A 17751-nucleotide genomic window follows, 5' to 3' on the forward strand; every position below is an offset into this window, starting at 1 on the left:
TTGTTCGTCGATCAGCCGGAGAATTTTCCGACCAGGGGGAACCCGAGCGATTCGCGCGACTTCAGGTAATGTTCGGCGCACAGGCGCGCCAGGTTCCGGACCCGCCCGATGTAGGAAGTTCGCTCGGTGACGGAAATGGCGCCGCGCGCATCGAGCAGGTTGAAAGCATGGGAACATTTGAGGCAGTAATCGTATGCGGGAAGCACCAGACCGGCCTCGATCTGCCGCTTGCACTCGTGCTCGTACATCTGGAACAGGGTGAACAGCATCTCGACATCGGCCGACTCGAAATTGTACCGGGAGAACTCGACCTCGTCGCGATGGTGCACGTCGCCGTAGGTAAGGTTGCCGACCCACTTGAGGTCGAAGACGTTATCGACGTTTTGCAGATACATCGCGATGCGCTCGAGCCCGTAGGTGATCTCGCCGGAAACCGGCTTCAGATCGATCCCGCCGCATTGCTGGAAATAGGTGAACTGGGTGATCTCCATGCCGTCGAGCCAGACTTCCCAGCCGAGCCCCCAGGCGCCAAGCGTGGGGGACTCCCAGTCGTCCTCGACGAACCGGATGTCGTGGCGAGCCGGGTCGATGCCGACGGCCCTCAGCGACTCGATATAGAGGTCGACGAAATTCGTGGGACACGGCTTCATGATGACCTGGAACTGATAATAGTGCTGGAGCCGGTTCGGGTTCTCGCCATATCGGCCGTCTGTCGGACGACGCGAAGGCTCGACGTAGGCGGCGTTCCAGGGTTCCGGCCCCAAGGCCCGCAAAAAAGTCGCCGGGTTGAACGTTCCCGCACCGACCTCGATATCGTATGGTTGTTGGATTGCGCAGCCCTTATCAGCCCAGAACCGTTGCAGTGCAAGCACTAGATCCTGGAAAAACAACGCGTCCTCCGAGTTTGGAAAAAGAATAGGCTTTCATAACATCTGCAATGCGTTCGCGTCAAGAAATATTACAGAATTACAAGGGGTTTCAACCACCTCACCCGTGTTGCCCACCCCCGAGGCTCCGAAGCGATTTCCCGATGCAATACTCGACATATTTCGGAACAACTGCCTGCAATTCCGAGAGAATCGGCTCTGCAATCCGGATCCGCCCCAGGATCGAGGGGGAAGATGACTGGAGCGCTCGCCAAGTCTTGACCGCTCCGAGTGAAACCGGCGTTCCCGAACCTCCCGGACAGGACGCGCAGGCCATCACCCCTTCCGAAACCGCGAATCGAAAAGACGCCGCTTGGGACGTTCCGCAAGCCTTGCATCCTGACAGATTGGGGCCCCACCCCGCAATCGACAGCATCGCCGCTTCGGTTCTCAGGACGATCGTGGCCGGGTTGTCTCCGAGCGCAAGTGCGCGCATCCCGGCAAAAAGCGCCTCGAACGCCTTGGGCTTGGGGCCGGGTTGCGGGAACAGGTTGACCGTCAGTTCAAGCAAGTAGTCGGCGTGCCGGACCTTCTCCCAGTCTTCCACGATTTCCCAGAAGGAGGCCACCAGGACGGCTTGTTCAAGAACGGGCATCCGGTCGGACATGGCGGACCAATGGATATCGAGCAGAAGGTATCTTTGAAGGAGGCCGCCGAATCGCTTGCGGCTTTTTCTGGCCGATTTACCGATCAGGGAGACGGTGCCCTCGGCTTCGGAAAAAAGGGTGATTCGTCGGTCCGCCTCGCCCATGTCGGAGGTGCGGACGAGAAAAGCGCGGGAGGCATGCAGGGTGCGGGGGCCGGAAGACGGCATCGGCGGAATTACTTCCCCAGGGTGATGACCCGGACCTGCCCTTTTTTACCAAATGGTGCCATGCGGCTGCCATTGAGCGTTCCGACGATCCCCCCCGCGTTTCCGAGCTTCAGGAAAATTTTCCGTTGCGCCTGGATGCTGATCTTGTCACCGGGGTAGAGCATGGTATCGAGGGGATCGGCATCGTCCATGCTGTACATCAGCCACGTTTGGTCGTTCGCCTCGAGATAAAGCTGGAACGGGGGCGAAACCTCTCCGGCTGTAACAGCGACCCCATTATCGGAAATCCCCTCCTGAGCGACAGACGGGGCGGTCCGGGCGAGATTGTCGCCTCCGGGGCTTGCTGTAGCCGAAGAGGCGTTATCCGCCGTGGGGTGTTGCGGGCCGGCCGGGCCCGGCACAGGTTTGGGCCCGAGGACGGGGAGGAGCGAAACTTGGCGGATCTGCCTGGAAGAATACCAGGACAGGGCGGTCCCGATGAAAAGCACCGCCAGCGCGGCCAGAAGGTAATAGACCATCCGGCTTCCGCGCTCCTGAGCCTTTTCGACCCACTGCGGCCTGACGGCCACGGTTTGTTGCGTGTCGTTCGCGCCCTGGTCTCCGACCTGGGAAACATATTCCTGGATCAACGGCTCGGGATCTTCCTCCAGGAACGACCCGAGCGTCTTGATGAACCCGATCGTGAAGACGCGGGCGGGAAATCCATCGAAGCGCCCCTCTTCGATCCCCCGGATATATTTCTGGCTGATTCGGAGCTCGGCGGCCACCTCGGCCATGGTTTTCCCGAGAGATTCCCTTTTGGATTTCCAGCGTTCCCCTGCGTTCATGAAATCGCCTTCACCTTTTCGCATCAAGCAGATTGATATATTCGGCTGCCAACTTCCGCGTCGATGCGTCGCCGGATCCTGCGGACACATTCAGGAATGCCTTCCGGGCAGCGTCTTTCCGGCCAAGACTCATGTAGATTCGTCCGAGCTCGAGCCACCCCTGGACGAATCCGGGATTGCGATCGATCGCCTGTTCGAGCCCCGCAGCCGCATCGGCAAAGCGCTTTTCCTCGACGCGAACCGCAGCCAGGCGAAGATGCCCATCGAGAAACTTGTCGTTCAGGGAAACCGCCTTTCGATACATCTCGTCGGCCTTGTCGAAACGTCGAAGATGGCGGTACTCTTCGCCCATATTGAACCAGGCGAGCTCGGGCGTCGTGTAGTAGACGTCGCGTGCCGCGATCTCGAATTCCTTTAACGCCTCGTCGCTTTTACCGAGGAAGCTGAGGGAGGAGCCCAGCCCGTTGTGCGCCTCGGAATAACCCGGCCTTTTCGCGATCGCTTGCCGGAACCGGCGCGCGGCCTCTTCGTGCTCGCCGCGTGCCTGGTACGCGAAGCCGAATCCGAGATCGACTTCGGGATTTTCGGGATCCAGGGTGGAAGCCTCGGACAGCTCGCGCATGGCCATGGGAATATTGTTCTGCCGCAAGTAGGAGATCCCCATCTGCATGTGCGCCGACGCTCCTGCCTTGGGATCGATCGTCGATGAAGTGGCGCAACCGGATGCGGCCATCAACGCGACGAGGAGCAGGCAGGCCCGGTTGGCCTTCACGCGCGATTCCCGAGAATGAGCGCAAGCCGCTTTTTGGCGCTTGCGGTTATTTTTTCGGGATCGGTCAGGATGGCGTACTTGAGGGAATCGGAGCATCCGCATTCGGGGCGTTCCGCTAATCGCTTCGCGACCTCGAGAATGATTCGCTTGGAGTTCTCGACGTTTTTCCGGAGGACGGCGACGATGGCGTCGACCGAGACGTCCTCATGCCCCTCCCGCCAGCAATCATAATCGGTCGCGAGCGCCAGCGTCGCATAGCAGAGCCCGGCTTCGCGCGCCAGCTTCGCCTCGGGCATATTGGTCATGCCGATGACGTCGACCCCCCACTTCCGATAGATGCCCGATTCGGCCCGCGTCGAAAAAGCCGGCCCTTCCATGCAGAGGTAAGTGCCTCCTTTGTGGACACGCTTGACGACGGACTTCGACGCCTTGAGGGCAACGCCCGCCAGGGAATGGCAAACCGGGTCGGCAAACTGGATGTGCCCGACGATGCCGTCGGTAAAGAAGGTGTTCGGGCGGAACTTCGTGTTGTCGTAGAACTGGTCGACCACGACGATGTCTCCGGGACGAATCTTTTCCTTCATGCTCCCGACCGCCGAAATCGAGAGGACGGCCGAGACGCCCACCTTTTTCATCGCATAGATGTTGGCCCGGTAATTGATTTCGGAGGGGGGGATCCGATGCCCTCGGCCATGACGCGGGAGAAATGCAACGGGGGTCCCTGCGAGGTCGCCCACGATCAGGGCATCCGAAGGATCGCCGAAAGGGGTCTTGACGCTCACCTCGCGAACGTCTTTCAATGCCTCCATCTCGTAGAGCCCCGAACCGCCGATGATTCCAAGTCTCTGCATCATCTTCCGCCATTCTCCCGACAACATAATTGGATCACCCGTACAATAACAGATCTCAGCGGGTATTCCCCGCACTGAGCTGGCCACACGCGGCCCGGATATCGTCGCCCCGCCTCCCGCGCGTGATCGCAAGCATCCCCGCATCGACGAGGATATCCCGGAAGGCATCGGCTACGGACTGCGGCGGGGAAACGAATTCTCCGAATTCATGCGCGTTGAACGGGATGAGGTTCATTTTCACGGGAATCCCCTTGAGCAACCTCGCGACCTCGCGTGCGTCCGACGGGGAATCGTTGACCCCCTTCAACAGGACGTATTCGACGGTGACCTTGCGCCCCCGGTGAAGCGGGATTTTTCGCATGGCCTGAACAAGATCCCGAAGGGGGTATTTCCGGTTGATCGGCATGAGCGCCGAACGCAGGTCGTCCCTTGCCGCATTGAGCGAGACGGCGATGCTCACGGGGTATCGTTCGGAAAGGGATAGCATCTCGGGAATGATCCCGGAAGTGGAAACGGTGACTCTTTTCCCTGACAGATGGAACCCGTAGACGGAGAGGAGGATGTCGACGACACGGCAGACCTCCTCGAAATTCTCGAGCGGCTCGCCCATGCCCATGAATACGATGTTGGTCAGCTTTTCACCTCTTGATGCGAGGCGCTTCGCAGCGAAAATCGCCTGGTTCACGATTTCGGAGGCAGTCATGTTGCGCTTGAAGCCGACGGCCCCGGTCGCGCAGAATCCGCAGCGCATCGCGCACCCGACCTGCGAGGAGACGCAGAGCGTCGTCCGCCCTTCCTCGGGGATCATCACGCTTTCGACCGAATGGCCATCCTGGAGCCGGAAAAGATATTTCTCGGTTCCGTCCCCGGAACTCTCGATTGTATCGACTACCGGAGCGGTCAGCGTGCATCCCTGCGCGAGTTGCTCCCGGAACGGCTTCGAAAGATCGGTCATCGCCTCGAAGCCGTCGACGTAACGCTGATAGAGCCAGCGGGATAGCTGGCGGGCCCGGAACCGCTCCTTCCCCTCGGCGAAGAAGAAGGCCTCGAGCTCGGAAATCGTCATCCCTTTCAGTTCGGTAGACATCCAATTATTCTATCGCAAAAAACGAATCCCCGGCTCGCCGCGATGGGCGAACCGGGGATTTCGCATTGCGGAATTTGCAAACGCCTCAGGAAACGATATCGAGCCCCCGGAAGAACCAGGAGATCTCGAATGCCGCCGTTTCGGGGGCATCGGACCCATGGGCGATGTTCTCGCTGATGCTATCGGCAAAAACGGCCCGGATGGTACCCGGGGCGGCCTTCTTCGGGTCGGTGGCCCCCATCAGCTCCCGGTTACGGGCGATGACGTTATCCCCCTCGAGGACCATGACCACCACGGGGCCGGAGGTCATGAACTCGCAGAGCTCGCCGAAGAACGGCCGCTCGCGGTGGACCGCATAGAACCCTTCGGCGTCCTTGCGGGAGAGCTGACGCATCTGCATGGCGACGATGCGAATACCTGCCTTCTCGAAACGGCTGATGACCTCACCGATGACGCCCTTTCGGACGCCGTCGGGCTTGACGATGGAAAGCGTTCGCTGGATCACGTTTACATCACCGCCTTGCCAAGTTCGTAACCGGCCTTGAGTGCATTCTTGTTCATTTCTTCCGTGCCTTTCGGGACGCGGGAGAGAACGGCCTTTTCGACCGATTCCAGGGTGACTTTTTTTGCGAGTGCGGTAATGGCGCCGACCGCGACGATGTTCGCTACGAACGCCTTGCCGATGTCTTTCGCCGCCGTCCGGATAATCGGAAGCTTGACGACCTTGAAGTCGCCCGTGGGCGCCTCGCGGACGAAATCCTCGTCGATCAGCAGCGTGCCGCCCTTCTTGATGTCCTTGTAGTACTTGTTCGCGGCTTCCTGGGTCAAAGCGAGGCAGATGTCGATCGCCGTGGCCTTCGGGAACTGGATCTGGTGATCGGAGATGATGACTTCGCTCTTGGAGGCGCCGCCTCGGGCTTCAGGGCCATAGGACTGGCTCTGGACCGCGCTGATCTTGTCGTAAATCGCGGCTGCATCGGCAAATATGACGCCGGCGAGGATCAGTCCCTGCCCGCCCGAACCGGAAAAACGGATTTCATACTGGCTCATCGGATCAGGCCCTCCCCTCAATCTTCTGGCGAACGCCTTGTGCCATGGCGTCGTAGTTCTCGCAGTATTCGGTTGCGTCTTCTTTCTTGTAGAGCACGCCCATCGGAAGCTTCCCTTCGGTCTTTTCGGGCGGAAGCTTTTCGAACGCCGCCGCCGGCAGGAAGGTGTCCTTCATCCAGAGCAGCTGGTCGGTCGGATTCTTGAACTTGTTGCGCCGACCGTGCGTCGTCGGGCACGCGTTGACGATCTCGACCACGGAAAGGCCCTTGTGGTTGATTGCCTCGATGAGAAGCTTGTCGAGGGCCGGCACATGGTATGCAGTGCCGCGCGCAACGAAGGAGGCGCCAGCGCCGATCGCCAGCTTCGGGATGTCGAAGTTGGGATCGATGTTGCCGTAAGGCATGGTCGTGGCGATGTGCCCCTTCGGAGTCGTCGGGGAATGCTGGCCGCCGGTCATGCCGTAGATGAAGTTGTTGAGGACAAGCACGGTGATGTCGATGTTGCGCCGGCAGGCGTGGATGAAGTGGTTCCCGCCGATCGCGGTGGCGTCGCCGTCGCCGCTGAGCGCGATGACCCGCTTCTCGGGACGCACCATCTTGATGCCGGTGGCGAACGTCAGGGCACGGCCGTGCGCCGTATGCAGCGTGTTGGCATCAAGGTAGCCCGGGAGGCGGGAGGCGCAGCCGATGCCGGAAACCACCGCCAGGTCGTCCTTGTTCTGCTTGATCGCATCGAGCGAACGGATGATCGACTTGAACACGATGCCGTAGGTGCAGCCGGGGCACCAGATGTGCGGAAGCTTCCCGGCGCGAATGAACTGGTTGTAATCGAAAGCCATTACTTGACCTCCTTGATCTTCGCAAGGATCTGGGCCGGGTAGATCGGGTCTCCGTCGACCCGGAAGATGCCCTCGATCTTGCACTGCCCCGCGGACACGCGCTGGACTTCGAGAATGATCTGGCCGAGCGACAGCTCGGGAACGATGATCGTCTTGACCTTCTTCGCCACTTCGGCGACCGCTTCATCGGGGAACGGCCAAATGGTCAAAGGACGGAAAAGGCCGACCTTGATGCCTTCGGCGCGGGCCGCGTCGATCGCATCCTTCGCGCCGCGTGCGGTCGAACCGTAGGCGAAGATCGCGATCTCGGCATCTTCGAGTTTGTAGGTTTCGTTCTTGCAGATATCCTTCCGGTTGCCGTCGACCTTGCGAATCAACCGTTCTTCGTCGGTCTGGATCCGCGGGGAGGCGTTGACGGGAAATCCGTCGGGCGCATGGTTGAGACCGGTTACGTGGTAGCGGTACCCTTCGAAGAAGTTGGCCATCGGAGGCACGTCGCCCTTTGTGTCGTCATAGGGCAGGTACTTGTCGAGTCCCTTGGGCGGCTTGGTCCGGTCGATGACCGGGATGACGCCGGCATCGGGAATCTCGACGCGCTCGCGCATGTGGCCGACGATCTCGTCGTAGGCGATGATGACGGGCGTGCGGTATTTCTCGGACAGGTTGAACGCACGAATGGTCTCGTCGAAGATTTCCTGCACATACCCGGGAGTCAGGCAGATGACAGGGTGGTCGCCGTGGGTTCCCCACTTGCACTGCATGATGTCGCTCTGGCCGGGGCCGGTCGGCACGCCCGTCGAGGGGCCGCCCCGCATGACGTTGAGAACCACGCAGGGGACCTCGGTCAACATCGCGTAGCCCAGGCTCTCCTGCTTGAGCGAAAAGCCGGGACCGGATGTGGCCGTCAGCGACTTGGCGCCCGCGAGGGACCCGCCGATGACGGCGCCCATGGCCGCGATCTCGTCTTCCATCTGGATGAAGTGGCCGCCGACTTTCGGCAGTTCCTTGGACATGAACTCCGCCACCTCGGTCGACGGGGTGATCGGATAACCGGCGAAGAATCGGCAGCCCGCGTAGAGCGCCCCCTCCGCGCATGCATCGTTACCCTGGAGCAGTTTGGTCTTGCTCACCGTATCTCTCCTTTTGCTGGTCTTTGGATTCGTTATTTCTTTTCGATGGAAATCGCGAAGTCGGGGCAGCGGAGCTCGCATGCGTTGCAGATGATGCACTTGTCAACGTCGAGCACCTTCACCTTGAACATCTCCATGCCCAGCACTTGGGTGGGGCAAAGCTTCGGACAGATTTCGCACCCCTTGCAGAACCGCGGGATGATGGTGATCCTGACTTTCTGGTTTTCGGAAATCTCGACCTTTTCGACTGCAGCTTGTTGTGCCATTGACCCTTTCCTTCCTGAAGGATTATTAAACAGTCTTGCCCAAACGCTTTGCCAAAGTGGATCCGATGTCGGCCGGCGTCTCGATGACCGTGATGCCCGCGGCCCGGAACGCCTCGAACTTTTCCGCGGCAGTCCCTTTTCCGCCGGAGATAATCGCCCCCGCGTGCCCCATACGCTTCCCTGCGGGAGCCGCCTGCCCTGCGATGAATCCGCAGACCGGCTTCGTGATGTGCTCTTTCACGAAGATTGCGGCCTCTTCCTCGGCGGTCCCGCCGATCTCGCCGATCATGATGATCGACTCCGTTTCCGGATCCGCTTCGAATGCAGCGAGACAATCGATGAAGTTGGTTCCGTTGACCGGATCGCCGCCGATTCCGATGCAGCTGGACTGCCCCATGCCCAGCTTGGTCGTCTGCCAGACCGCTCCGTATGTGAGCGTTCCGGATCGGGACACGATACCGACCGAGCCCGGCTTGTGAATATATCCAGGCATTATACCAATTTTGCACTGCCCCGGGGTAATGATGCCGGGACAGTTGGGACCGATCAGCCGCGATTTCTTGCATTCGAGGGCGCGTCGGACCTTGACCATATCGAGGATCGGTACACCTTCGGTGATGCAGACGACGAGCGGGATTTCCGCTTCGACCGCCTCGCAGATGGCATCCGCGGCAAACGGGGGCGGCACGTAGATCACCGTGGCATTGGCGCCAGTGACCTTGACGGCATCCTTGACCGTATCGAAGACGGGAATGCCGTGAACCTTTTCGCCCCATTTTCCGGGCGTGACGCCTCCGACGACCGTGGTGCCGTATTCCAGCATTTGCTGCGCGTGGAAAGCGCCGACCTTGCCGGTGATTCCCTGGATCAGAAGACGAGTCGATTTATCAACCCAGACGCCCATGATTCCCCCCTTAGTTCGACGCGCCGGCGGCGGCGACAACCTGCTCGGCCGCCTCCCGGATGTCTGGCGCTGTGATGATGTTGAGCCCCGACTTGTTGAGGATCTCCTTGCCGAGATCAACGTTGGTGCCCTCCATCCGGACGACGAGCGGCACCGTGAGGCCCAACGTTCTAACAGCCTCGACGACGCCGTTGGCGATCACGTCGCACTTCATGATGCCGCCGAAGATGTTGACGAGGATCGCCTTGATCTTGGGATCGGAAAGGATAAGACGGAAGGCGTTCGTGACCGTCTCGGTGGTCGCGCTGCCGCCGACGTCGAGAAAGTTGGCCGGCGACCCGCCGGCGATCTTGATCATGTCGAGCGTGGCCATCGCGAGCCCGGCGCCGTTGACCATGCAGCCGATGTTGCCGTCGAGCGCGATGTAGGAAATGCCGTACTTGGACGCCTCGACCTCGGCCGGGTCTTCTTCGTCGAAATCGCGAAGCTCCTGGATTGCCTTCTGGCGAAACATGGCGTTCCCGTCGAAGTTCATCTTGGCGTCGAGGGCGAACAGATCGCCGTCCTCGGTGATCACGAGCGGATTGATCTCGAGGAGTGAGCAATCGGTCTCGATGAACGCCTTGTAGAGACCGGCCATCAGCTTGACCGCCTTGCTGATGAGCAGCGTCGGGATGCCGATGCCGAAGGCCAGATTGCGCGCCTGGTAAGGCATGAGCCCGATGACGGGATCGATCGATTCCTTCAGGATCTTGTCGGGGGAATCGTGCGCGACCTTTTCAATGTCGACGCCGCCCTCGGTGGAAGCCATGATCGTGACCCGTCCGAGCGTCCGGTCGATGACGAGGCCGAGGTAGAGTTCCTTCTTGATCTTGCTCGCCTGCTCGACGAGGACCCGCTTGACCCGCTGGCCTTCGGGACCGGTCTGGTAGGTCACAAGCTGCATCCCGAACATCTGTGCGGCAAAGTCGCGCGCTTCGGTCGGCGTATTCGCAAGCTTGACGCCGCCTCCCTTCCCACGCCCCCCAGCGTGGATCTGGGCCTTGACGACGACCGGCCCGCCGATCTCCTTCGCAACCGCCTCGGCCTCGATGGCCATATCGGCGACTGCGCCCCTGGGCACGGCGACCCCATACCTTGCCAGCAGCTCCTTGGCCTGATACTCGTGGATATTCATCCCCTGAATCTCCTCCCTCTTGGTTTCACATCCGGCTCCCGAACCGGAGCCGGTCCCCTGCCTGTCGCCGGTTAACGGAAAGGGGGGACAATGCCCCCCTTCCCTGCATGACAAGAACAAGTCAAAGAAACGTCTTCTAAAACCCGAGACGGTCTACGGCATCGCAAAGTTCTCTAACTTCTTCGGCCGATTTTCGGAGCATGGACGATTCGGATTCCGACAGGTCGAACTTGAGGACCTCCTCGACGCCGGATGAACCGAGCCGGGCCGGAAGACCGACGAAAAGACCATCGCAGCCGGCATAATGACCGTAAGACCTGACAGCGCAGGGGAGAACCATCTTCTTGTCGAAGAAGATGGATTCGACCATCAGGGCCGCCGATGCCGATGGGGCATAATAGGCGGATCCGGTCTTGAGAAGGGCGACGATCTCGGCTCCGCCCTTGGCCGTACGGTCGACGATGGCCGCCATCCGCTCGGCTGACAGCAGATCGGATACCGGAACGCCCTTCACCGTCGCGGAGCGTACCAGCGGCACCATGCTGTCGCCGTGCCCGCCCAGCGTCATGGCTTCGACTTCGGTCACGGGAACCCCGAGCTCCGTCGCGATGCAGGTGCGAAAGCGCGCGGAATCGAGGACTCCCGCCATCCCCATGACTTTCCGCTGGACGTCGGAATCGGAATAGCCGAAATCGTGCGAGGCGACTTTTGATGCGACGTAGGTCATCGCATCGAGCGGATTCGACACGACGATCAGGATCGCACCCGGTGATTTGGAAAGCGCTTTGCGGGTGACTTCCTGGACGATCCCGGCATTGACCTTCAGCAGGTCGTCTCGACTCATGCCGGGCTTCCGGGGAAGCCCGGAGGTGATGACGACGATTTCGGATCCGGAGGTGTCTTCGTAGTTGTTGGTTCCGGTCACCTTGCTGTCGTACCCGAGGATGGGTCCCGATTGCATGATGTCGAGCGCCTTGCCCTGCGGCATTCCCTCGACAATATCGACGAGAACGACATCGCAGAAATTCTTCTCCGCCAGCCGCTGGGCCGTCGTTGCGCCGACGTTGCCGGCTCCGATGACGGTGACTTTCCTGCGGGGCATCCGCGTCCTCCTCGAAATGTTGGGAAGCGCCGGGCTAACTGGTAAACTGGCGTTTTGGATTAGGGCATGATACGCGAACCACGGATAAAATATACAGAAAGAGCTTATCGTGTCAAGGAGAAACAGGGTTTTCACCCCCGTTCGGGGGGGGATGACTTCCGGACCTTCCACTAAACGACAAACGCCTCAAACGACGACTGTGCGACCGGATATGCCGCTCGACCTTTTTTGATACCCCTTGCCGACAAAAAAGGTGTAAACATTATCTTTATCAACCCATCCCAAAGGAGGTAGCGATGAGACGGACCCTGCTACCATGGTCCCTGTCTATCCTGCTTGTATGTTTTCTGCTCACCGGCTGCGCCACGAACAGTGCGCTCCGCAACGCGCGTGAATCGTTCGGGCGAACGAAGGCCGCCGGCGCTGAAGCAAAGGCGCCTTACGAGTATTACTTGGCCGAATCGTACCTGAATCGTGCCGAGCACGAGGCGTCCGAAGGCGACGGAGACGAAGCACGCGAGTATGCGGCCAAGTCCGATAAATTCTCGGTTGAAGCGCTCGAGAAGGCCAAGGGAGGAAGCCGCTGATGAGGGTCCACAACCGCATCCACCTGCTTTTCGCCGTTCTGCTGATTGCGGGCCTCGCGATCTCGGGATGCGCCAAGCGCCAATTAACCCGTGGCGAGTCCGACCGCCTCGAAACGCTCGCCAACCGGATCGCCCAAGCAGAAAGCGCCGGCGCCAAGGAATGCGCTCCCAAGGAACTGGCCGTCGCCAAGGTTGCTCTCGAGCACGCGCAGCACGAGTCCGGCGAGCGGTTCGAAGTGTTCAATGAATCGCTTCTCGAAACTGAGAAGGCCGTCGAGGCGCTGATGGAGAAGATGAAGGGGTGCAAGCCCGCCTCTTCGCAGACGATGGCGCCACCCTCGGGCACAGGCGACCAGGGAAAGAACGAATCGCCCACTTCCACTCCGGCAGCCACCACGCCGGGCGCCCCTGGCACTCCCGAGACCGCGCCTCCGTCGACGCCGCCCGTCCCGCCCGGCAACGCGTCACAGCCGGCGCCGTTCCGGCCGGCTCCCGTGCCCGCCATCCAGAAGGAGGAAGGCTCCTTCGAGAACATCCACTTCGATTTCGACGAATCGGTCATCCGCGAGGACGCCAAGCCGATCCTGCTCGTCATCGCGTCGTACATGAAGAACCATCCGAATGCCAAGTTGCTCGTCGAAGGCCATTGCGACGAACGAGGCACCAGCGAATACAACCTTGCGCTTGGTCAACGACGTGCGAACGCCACGCGCGACTACCTGGTCAACCTCGGTCTCGCCCCCGGGAGGCTGACCACCGTCTCCTTCGGCAAGGAACGACCGCTGGTCCAGGGGCACGACGACACGGCCTGGGCGCTCAACCGCCGCGCGGTGTTCGTACTCACGCCCTGACCCTTCTTTTCGGATCAAGCCCTGCTACAAGAAAGGGCCGGAGATCAATGCGATCTCCGGCCCTTTCCTTTTCCGTCCGTCCCCCTCCCGACGGGAGGGGACGTGCGTGCTACTTTTTTTCCGGGACCACCGAGCGAATGTAGAGGTCGCGCAGTTGCTTCGGATCGACGACGTTGGGCGCGTCGGTCATGAGGCAGGTTCCCTTCTGGGTCTTGGGGAACGCGATGACGTCGCGCAACGACTTGGCGCCGGACAGGATCATCGCCAGCCGGTCGAGCCCGAAGGCCAGCCCGCCGTGCGGCGGTGCGCCGAACTCTAGGGCGTCGAGCAGGAAGCCGAACTTGACCTTGGCGTCCTCGGGGGTGATGTTGAGCAACCCGAACATACGCGACTGGATGTCCTGCCGGTGGATTCGGATGCTGCCGCCGCCGATTTCGGAACCGTTGAGAACCATGTCGTACGCCTTGGCGTGCACCTTGCCCGGATCGCTGTCGAGATATTGCAGGTCTTCGTCGATCGGCGCGGTGAACGGGTGGTGCATCGCATTCCAGCGCTTCTCTTCCTTGTCCCACTCGAGCAGCGGGAAATCGACAACCCAGAGGAATTCGAAGCGGGACTCGTCGATGAGCCCGCACTTCTCCCCCACGTGGAGCCGGAGGCGACCGAGCGAATCGCAGGCGGTGAGGAACGCGTCGGCGACCATGAGGATGAGGTCTCCCGGCTTCGCCCCGCTCTTCGAGAGGACGGCGGCGACCTGCTCGGGGGAGAAGAACTTCGCGATCGGGGAGGAAAGCCCCTCGGCTGTGACTTTCCAGGGCGCGAGCCCCTTCGCCCCACCGATCTTCGCGACCTCCTCGAACGCCGCGACCTCGGAGCGGCTCGACTCGCCCATCCCGGGGGCGACGATGCCCCGGATGACGCCGCCTTTGGCCACCACCTCGTTGAACACGCGGAATTCGCTCTTGCCGAGCAGTTCGGTGAAGTCGACGATCTCGACGCCGAACCGGGTGTCGGGCTTGTCGACGCCGAACCGGTCCATCGCCTCCCGGTAGGGCATCCGCTTCAGGGGCAACGGGACCTCGTGGCCCGCGACGTCCTTGAACACGCGCGCCATGAGTCCCTCCATCATGGAGAGAACGTCATCGCGGTCGACGAAGGACATCTCGACGTCGATCTGCGTGAACTCGGGCTGCCGGTCGGCCCGCAGGTCCTCGTCGCGGAAGCACTTGACGATCTGGGCGTAGCGGTCGTATCCCGCGATCATCAGGATCTGCTTGAAGAGCTGGGGCGACTGGGGGAGTGCATAGAACATCCCGGGGTTGACGCGCGACGGAACGAGATAGTCGCGGGCGCCCTCGGGGGTGCTCTTCGTGAGCACGGGCGTCTCGATCTCGATAAACCGGTTCTCGGCCAGGTAGTCGCGCACCGACCTCGCGATCTGCGCACGCTTAAGGAAGACGCGCTGGATCGAGGGGCGGCGCAAGTCGAGGTAGCGGTATTTCAGGCGGACATTCTCGGCGACGTCGCTGTCGTCGTCGAGCGAAAACGGGATCGGCTTGGACTCGTTCAGGATCGCGATGGAAGTCGCCTGGACCTCGACTTCGCCGGTCACCATGTTGGGATTGACGGTTCCCTCAGGACGGGGGCGGACAATGCCCCGGACCGAGAGCACGTATTCGGACCGGATGGCGTCGGCCTTGGCGTGGGCGTCCGCGGACGTCTCGGGATCGATCACGATCTGTGCGAGTCCGGCCCGGTCGCGCAGGTCGACGAAGACCAGCCCGCCGTGGTCTCGGCGCCGGTGCACCCAACCGCACAGGACGACTTCCTGGCCGATGTCCGAGCTGCGGAGATCTCCGCAATACAGTGTCCGTTTATGTTCAGGCAGAAAAGGTTCCACCGTCATCCTCCTTTGGATAGTCGTTCGAGCCGTCGACGGGCCTCGTCGACGGGAAGCTCTTCCTGCTGCCCGGCCCCCATGTCACGATAGCCGACGGTCCCGCGCTCCCATTCGGCATCTCCGAAGACGACGACCACGGAAGCCCCGGATCGATCGGCACGCCGGAACTGGCTTTTCATGCTGCGGGATTCGTAGTCCATCTCGGCCCGCACCCCGATCTCGGCCAGCCGCATCCGCCAGGCAAAGGCCTCGGGAAGGTGCCGTGGCGAAGAGGTCACGAAGAACGCGTCGGCCCGCACGGGTACGGCCTCGTCCGGGACGAGCATCATCAGCCGCTCGATGCCAATGGCGAAGCCGATCGCCGGAATGCGCTCTTTCGATCCCAGCATCTCGGCCAGCCCGTCGTAACGGCCCCCGGCCGCCACGGTGTTCTGGGCGCCCATCCCCGGGATCACGAATTCGAAGGTGGTCCGGCGATAGTAATCGAGCCCGCGGACCATGCGCGGATTGCGTGCGAAGGGTACGTCGAGCGAACGAAGGGCGGCCTCGACCGTCTCGAAATGGGAAAGGCAATCGGCACAGAGCATGTCGAGGATGGAGGGCGCATCGATCGTGGCGGCGATGCACCGCTCTGATTTGCAGTCGAGCACGCGAAGCGGGTTGGTCAGCCGGCGGCGGCGGCAATCGTCGCAAAGCGCCTCGTCGCGCTCGGCCAGGAAGTCGGTGAGGGCGCGATTGTAGGCGGGTCGGCAGGCCGGATCGCCGAGCGTATTGATCTGGAGCGAAACATCATCGAGACCGACACCCTTCAGGAACCGGTAGAGGAATGCGATCACCTCGGCGTCGGCAAGGGGGGCATCGGTGCCGAACAGCTCGGCGCCGAGCTGGTGGAATTGTCGGAGCCTCCCCTTCTGCGGACGCTCGTGCCGGAACATCGGCCCGATGTAAAAAAGACGCGCAGGCCATTCCCCGATCTCGGCCCGGCCCGACAGGACGGCTCGCACGACCGCCGCGGTGCCTTCGGGCCGCAACGTCAAGCTGTCGCCGGAGCGGTCGGGAAAGGTGTACATCTCTTTTTCGACGATGTCTGTAGACTCGCCGACGCCCCTCGAAAACAGCTCGGTCTTCTCGAGGACCGGCGTCCGGATCTCGGAAAAGCCGTGGTCTGCGGCGCAGGAACGAAAAGCCGCCTCGAGGGCGGCCCAGCGGAGGGATTCGGGGGGAAGAAGGTCTTTCATCCCCCGCACGGGTTGAAGGCTCATGGCACGGCCTGCGTATCGGCGAGATAAACCACGTTCCTCGTCGATTCCTTGCCCCGGTACATCGCCTGGTCGGCCAGGTTGAGAAGATGCTGTTTGGTCGAGGCATGCTCGGGGAACGCCGCGATCCCGATCGAGATCGTCAGATGGAGACTGAGGCCGTTTTCCTGGCCGAACCACTTGGCTTCGATCAGCTTTCGCATGCGCTCGGCGACGAGAAACGCTTCGTCGGCGTTGGTCTCGACCAGCACTACGACGAATTCGTCGCCGCCGTATCGGACAACCGTATCGGTCTCGCGGACGCAGGAACGAAGCACCGCCCCGACCTCGATGAGGACGCGGCTGCCGACGAGGTGGCCGTGCGTGTCGTTGATGCGCTTGAAGAAATCGAGGTCCATGAAAAGAACGGAGAAGAAATTGCGATAACGTTCGGACCGTTTCAGCTCGCGGTCGAGAACGACATTGAGATATCGACTGTTGTAGAGCTTGGTCAGGTCATCGATGTAGATGAGGTTCTGGGTCTGCACCGATCTTTCGGAATTGAGGAAGGCGAAGCGTGCCTGGCGGATAAGGAAATCGAGCAGAACGCTGTTGACGACGTCCGGCGCCAGGAGGTTCCGGAGTCCGAGCACAAGATGGATGGAGACGCCGGGCATGAGATCGAAACGGAGCAGGAAGAAATTGCGGCTTTCACCCAGAATGAGGCTGTCCTCGGGATGGATCGTCGAGATCTCTTCGGCCGGGACGACGGTCGGGAGCGGCGTCGCTGCATGGAGCGCCCCGCCGCCGAAACGAAGCAGGAATTCGGCTACGAGCGACTCGTCGGCAAATCCGCTGGAGGCGACAACCGAAAACCCGCCGGTCCCGGATTCTTCTTGTTCGCGGAAAAGCACGCCGTAAGTCGCTCCGACCAGTTCGCTCATTTTTTCGAGAACCGTCAGCGCCAGCAGGTTCATATCGGTGGTCGTGAGGACCGGAATGGAATATTCGAAAAGCTCGTCGAGCGACATCTTGCGAACGGCCCCGTATCCCATGAATAGATATCGCTCGATCAGGGGGACAAGCTCGTCGGCCAGCCGGTCTTCGAACACGACGTCGGACACGCCGCATTGCAGCGCGTTGCGAACGGACAGGCCGTCGGTCGGGGAGGCGATCAGGACGATCGGCGTCTTGGGTGCGAGCTTGGAAAGGACCTCTCCGGAAGAGCGCGGATCGGTCGCCTCCGGGAAGATGCGAATGATAATCAACGAGAAGTATTCCTGGGCAAGCGCAGCAACGCCCTTTTCCCAATCGGACATGACGAAGAAGTGGACGTCTTTTAACGGGGCGCTCCGGATGGATGACGCGATCGCCTCCCCATCGGGGGCGAGAATCAGGACGCGATTCTTGGACATCTGGGAACCCGGGCGA

At 61.2% G+C, this 17751-nt stretch carries 19 protein-coding genes; 2 read left to right on the top strand and 17 right to left on the bottom strand.

Annotated elements, in window-relative coordinates; all coding sequences use genetic code 11:
• Window positions 1-11 precede the first annotated feature (11 nt).
• The 14 genes from VGK27_05915 to mdh all read right to left on the bottom strand — a co-directional run bounded on the left by VGK27_05915 (window position 12) and on the right by mdh (window position 11744).
• Window positions 12-872 carry a glycine--tRNA ligase subunit alpha gene (locus VGK27_05915; GenBank protein HEY3489638.1) on the bottom strand — a complete coding sequence of 287 codons (861 nt, stop codon included), beginning with the start codon at window positions 870-872 and terminating at the stop codon, window positions 12-14.
• 115 nt (window positions 873-987) lie between these two features.
• Entirely contained in the window at window positions 988-1740 is a 753-nt protein-coding gene (gene recO, locus VGK27_05920) for a DNA repair protein RecO (GenBank protein ID HEY3489639.1), read from the bottom strand.
• A gap of 8 nt (window positions 1741-1748) precedes the next feature.
• On the bottom strand, window positions 1749-2567 hold the full coding sequence (locus VGK27_05925) for a RodZ domain-containing protein (GenBank protein HEY3489640.1): 819 nt from the start codon (window positions 2565-2567) through the stop codon (window positions 1749-1751).
• A 10-nt stretch (window positions 2568-2577) separates the two neighbouring features.
• The gene (locus tag VGK27_05930; GenBank protein ID HEY3489641.1) at window positions 2578-3339 is read right to left on the bottom strand and encodes a tetratricopeptide repeat protein; all 762 of its coding nucleotides are present in this window, start codon (window positions 3337-3339) and stop codon (window positions 2578-2580) included.
• Window positions 3336-4193 (bottom strand): S-methyl-5'-thioadenosine phosphorylase, encoded by an 858-nt coding sequence (mtnP, locus tag VGK27_05935; GenBank protein HEY3489642.1) that lies wholly within the window; start codon window positions 4191-4193, stop codon window positions 3336-3338. The genes VGK27_05930 and mtnP overlap by 4 nt, the downstream gene beginning before the upstream one ends.
• Before the next feature lie 52 nt (window positions 4194-4245).
• Window positions 4246-5277, bottom strand: a complete 1032-nt coding sequence (rlmN, locus tag VGK27_05940; GenBank protein HEY3489643.1) for a 23S rRNA (adenine(2503)-C(2))-methyltransferase RlmN — start codon at window positions 5275-5277, stop codon at window positions 4246-4248.
• 85 nt (window positions 5278-5362) lie between these two features.
• Complete coding sequence (gene ndk, locus VGK27_05945) at window positions 5363-5782, bottom strand: nucleoside-diphosphate kinase (GenBank protein ID HEY3489644.1); 420 nt, start codon at window positions 5780-5782, stop codon at window positions 5363-5365.
• Between the two features lie 2 nt (window positions 5783-5784).
• Window positions 5785-6327 (bottom strand): 2-oxoacid:acceptor oxidoreductase family protein, encoded by a 543-nt coding sequence (locus tag VGK27_05950; GenBank protein ID HEY3489645.1) that lies wholly within the window; start codon window positions 6325-6327, stop codon window positions 5785-5787.
• Window positions 6328-6331: 4 nt separating this feature from the next.
• A complete protein-coding gene (locus VGK27_05955; protein ID HEY3489646.1) occupies window positions 6332-7165 on the bottom strand; it encodes a 2-oxoacid:ferredoxin oxidoreductase subunit beta in 834 nt (277 codons plus the stop codon).
• Window positions 7165-8295 (bottom strand): 2-oxoacid:acceptor oxidoreductase subunit alpha, encoded by a 1131-nt coding sequence (locus VGK27_05960; GenBank protein ID HEY3489647.1) that lies wholly within the window; start codon window positions 8293-8295, stop codon window positions 7165-7167. The genes VGK27_05955 and VGK27_05960 overlap by 1 nt, the downstream gene beginning before the upstream one ends.
• Window positions 8296-8327: 32 nt before the next feature.
• Entirely contained in the window at window positions 8328-8561 is a 234-nt protein-coding gene (locus tag VGK27_05965) for a 4Fe-4S binding protein (protein HEY3489648.1), read from the bottom strand.
• 25 nt (window positions 8562-8586) lie between these two features.
• Window positions 8587-9465 (bottom strand): succinate--CoA ligase subunit alpha, encoded by an 879-nt coding sequence (sucD, locus tag VGK27_05970; GenBank protein ID HEY3489649.1) that lies wholly within the window; start codon window positions 9463-9465, stop codon window positions 8587-8589.
• A 10-nt stretch (window positions 9466-9475) separates the two neighbouring features.
• The gene (gene sucC, locus VGK27_05975; GenBank protein HEY3489650.1) at window positions 9476-10642 is read right to left on the bottom strand and encodes an ADP-forming succinate--CoA ligase subunit beta; all 1167 of its coding nucleotides are present in this window, start codon (window positions 10640-10642) and stop codon (window positions 9476-9478) included.
• A gap of 136 nt (window positions 10643-10778) precedes the next feature.
• Window positions 10779-11744 carry a malate dehydrogenase gene (gene mdh / locus VGK27_05980; GenBank protein HEY3489651.1) on the bottom strand — a complete coding sequence of 322 codons (966 nt, stop codon included), beginning with the start codon at window positions 11742-11744 and terminating at the stop codon, window positions 10779-10781.
• 296 nt (window positions 11745-12040) lie between these two features.
• On the opposite strand from mdh, the gene VGK27_05985 reads away from it, so the two are divergent.
• Together VGK27_05985 and pal are read left to right on the top strand one after the other, a co-directional pair.
• A complete protein-coding gene (locus tag VGK27_05985; protein HEY3489652.1) occupies window positions 12041-12331 on the top strand; it encodes a DUF4398 domain-containing protein in 291 nt (96 codons plus the stop codon).
• A complete protein-coding gene (pal, locus tag VGK27_05990; GenBank protein ID HEY3489653.1) occupies window positions 12331-13182 on the top strand; it encodes a peptidoglycan-associated lipoprotein Pal in 852 nt (283 codons plus the stop codon). The genes VGK27_05985 and pal overlap by 1 nt, the downstream gene beginning before the upstream one ends.
• Window positions 13183-13291: 109 nt before the next feature.
• Here the strand turns inward: pal and aspS are convergent, their stop codons facing one another.
• The 3 genes from aspS to VGK27_06005 are packed head-to-tail and all read right to left on the bottom strand — an operon-like array spanning window position 13292 to window position 17735.
• On the bottom strand, window positions 13292-15082 hold the full coding sequence (aspS, locus tag VGK27_05995; protein HEY3489654.1) for an aspartate--tRNA ligase: 1791 nt from the start codon (window positions 15080-15082) through the stop codon (window positions 13292-13294).
• A gap of 2 nt (window positions 15083-15084) precedes the next feature.
• Window positions 15085-16344: a histidine--tRNA ligase gene (gene hisS, locus VGK27_06000; GenBank protein HEY3489655.1), complete on the bottom strand. Its 1260-nt coding sequence runs from the start codon at window positions 16342-16344 to the stop codon at window positions 15085-15087.
• A complete protein-coding gene (locus VGK27_06005) occupies window positions 16341-17735 on the bottom strand; it encodes a GGDEF domain-containing protein (GenBank protein ID HEY3489656.1) in 1395 nt (464 codons plus the stop codon). The genes hisS and VGK27_06005 overlap by 4 nt, the downstream gene beginning before the upstream one ends.
• Window positions 17736-17751: the final 16 nt, after the last annotated feature.

This window comes from Candidatus Deferrimicrobiaceae bacterium, from assembly GCA_036504035.1.
Taxonomy (GTDB): Bacteria; Desulfobacterota; Deferrimicrobia; order Deferrimicrobiales; family Deferrimicrobiaceae; genus JANXPS01.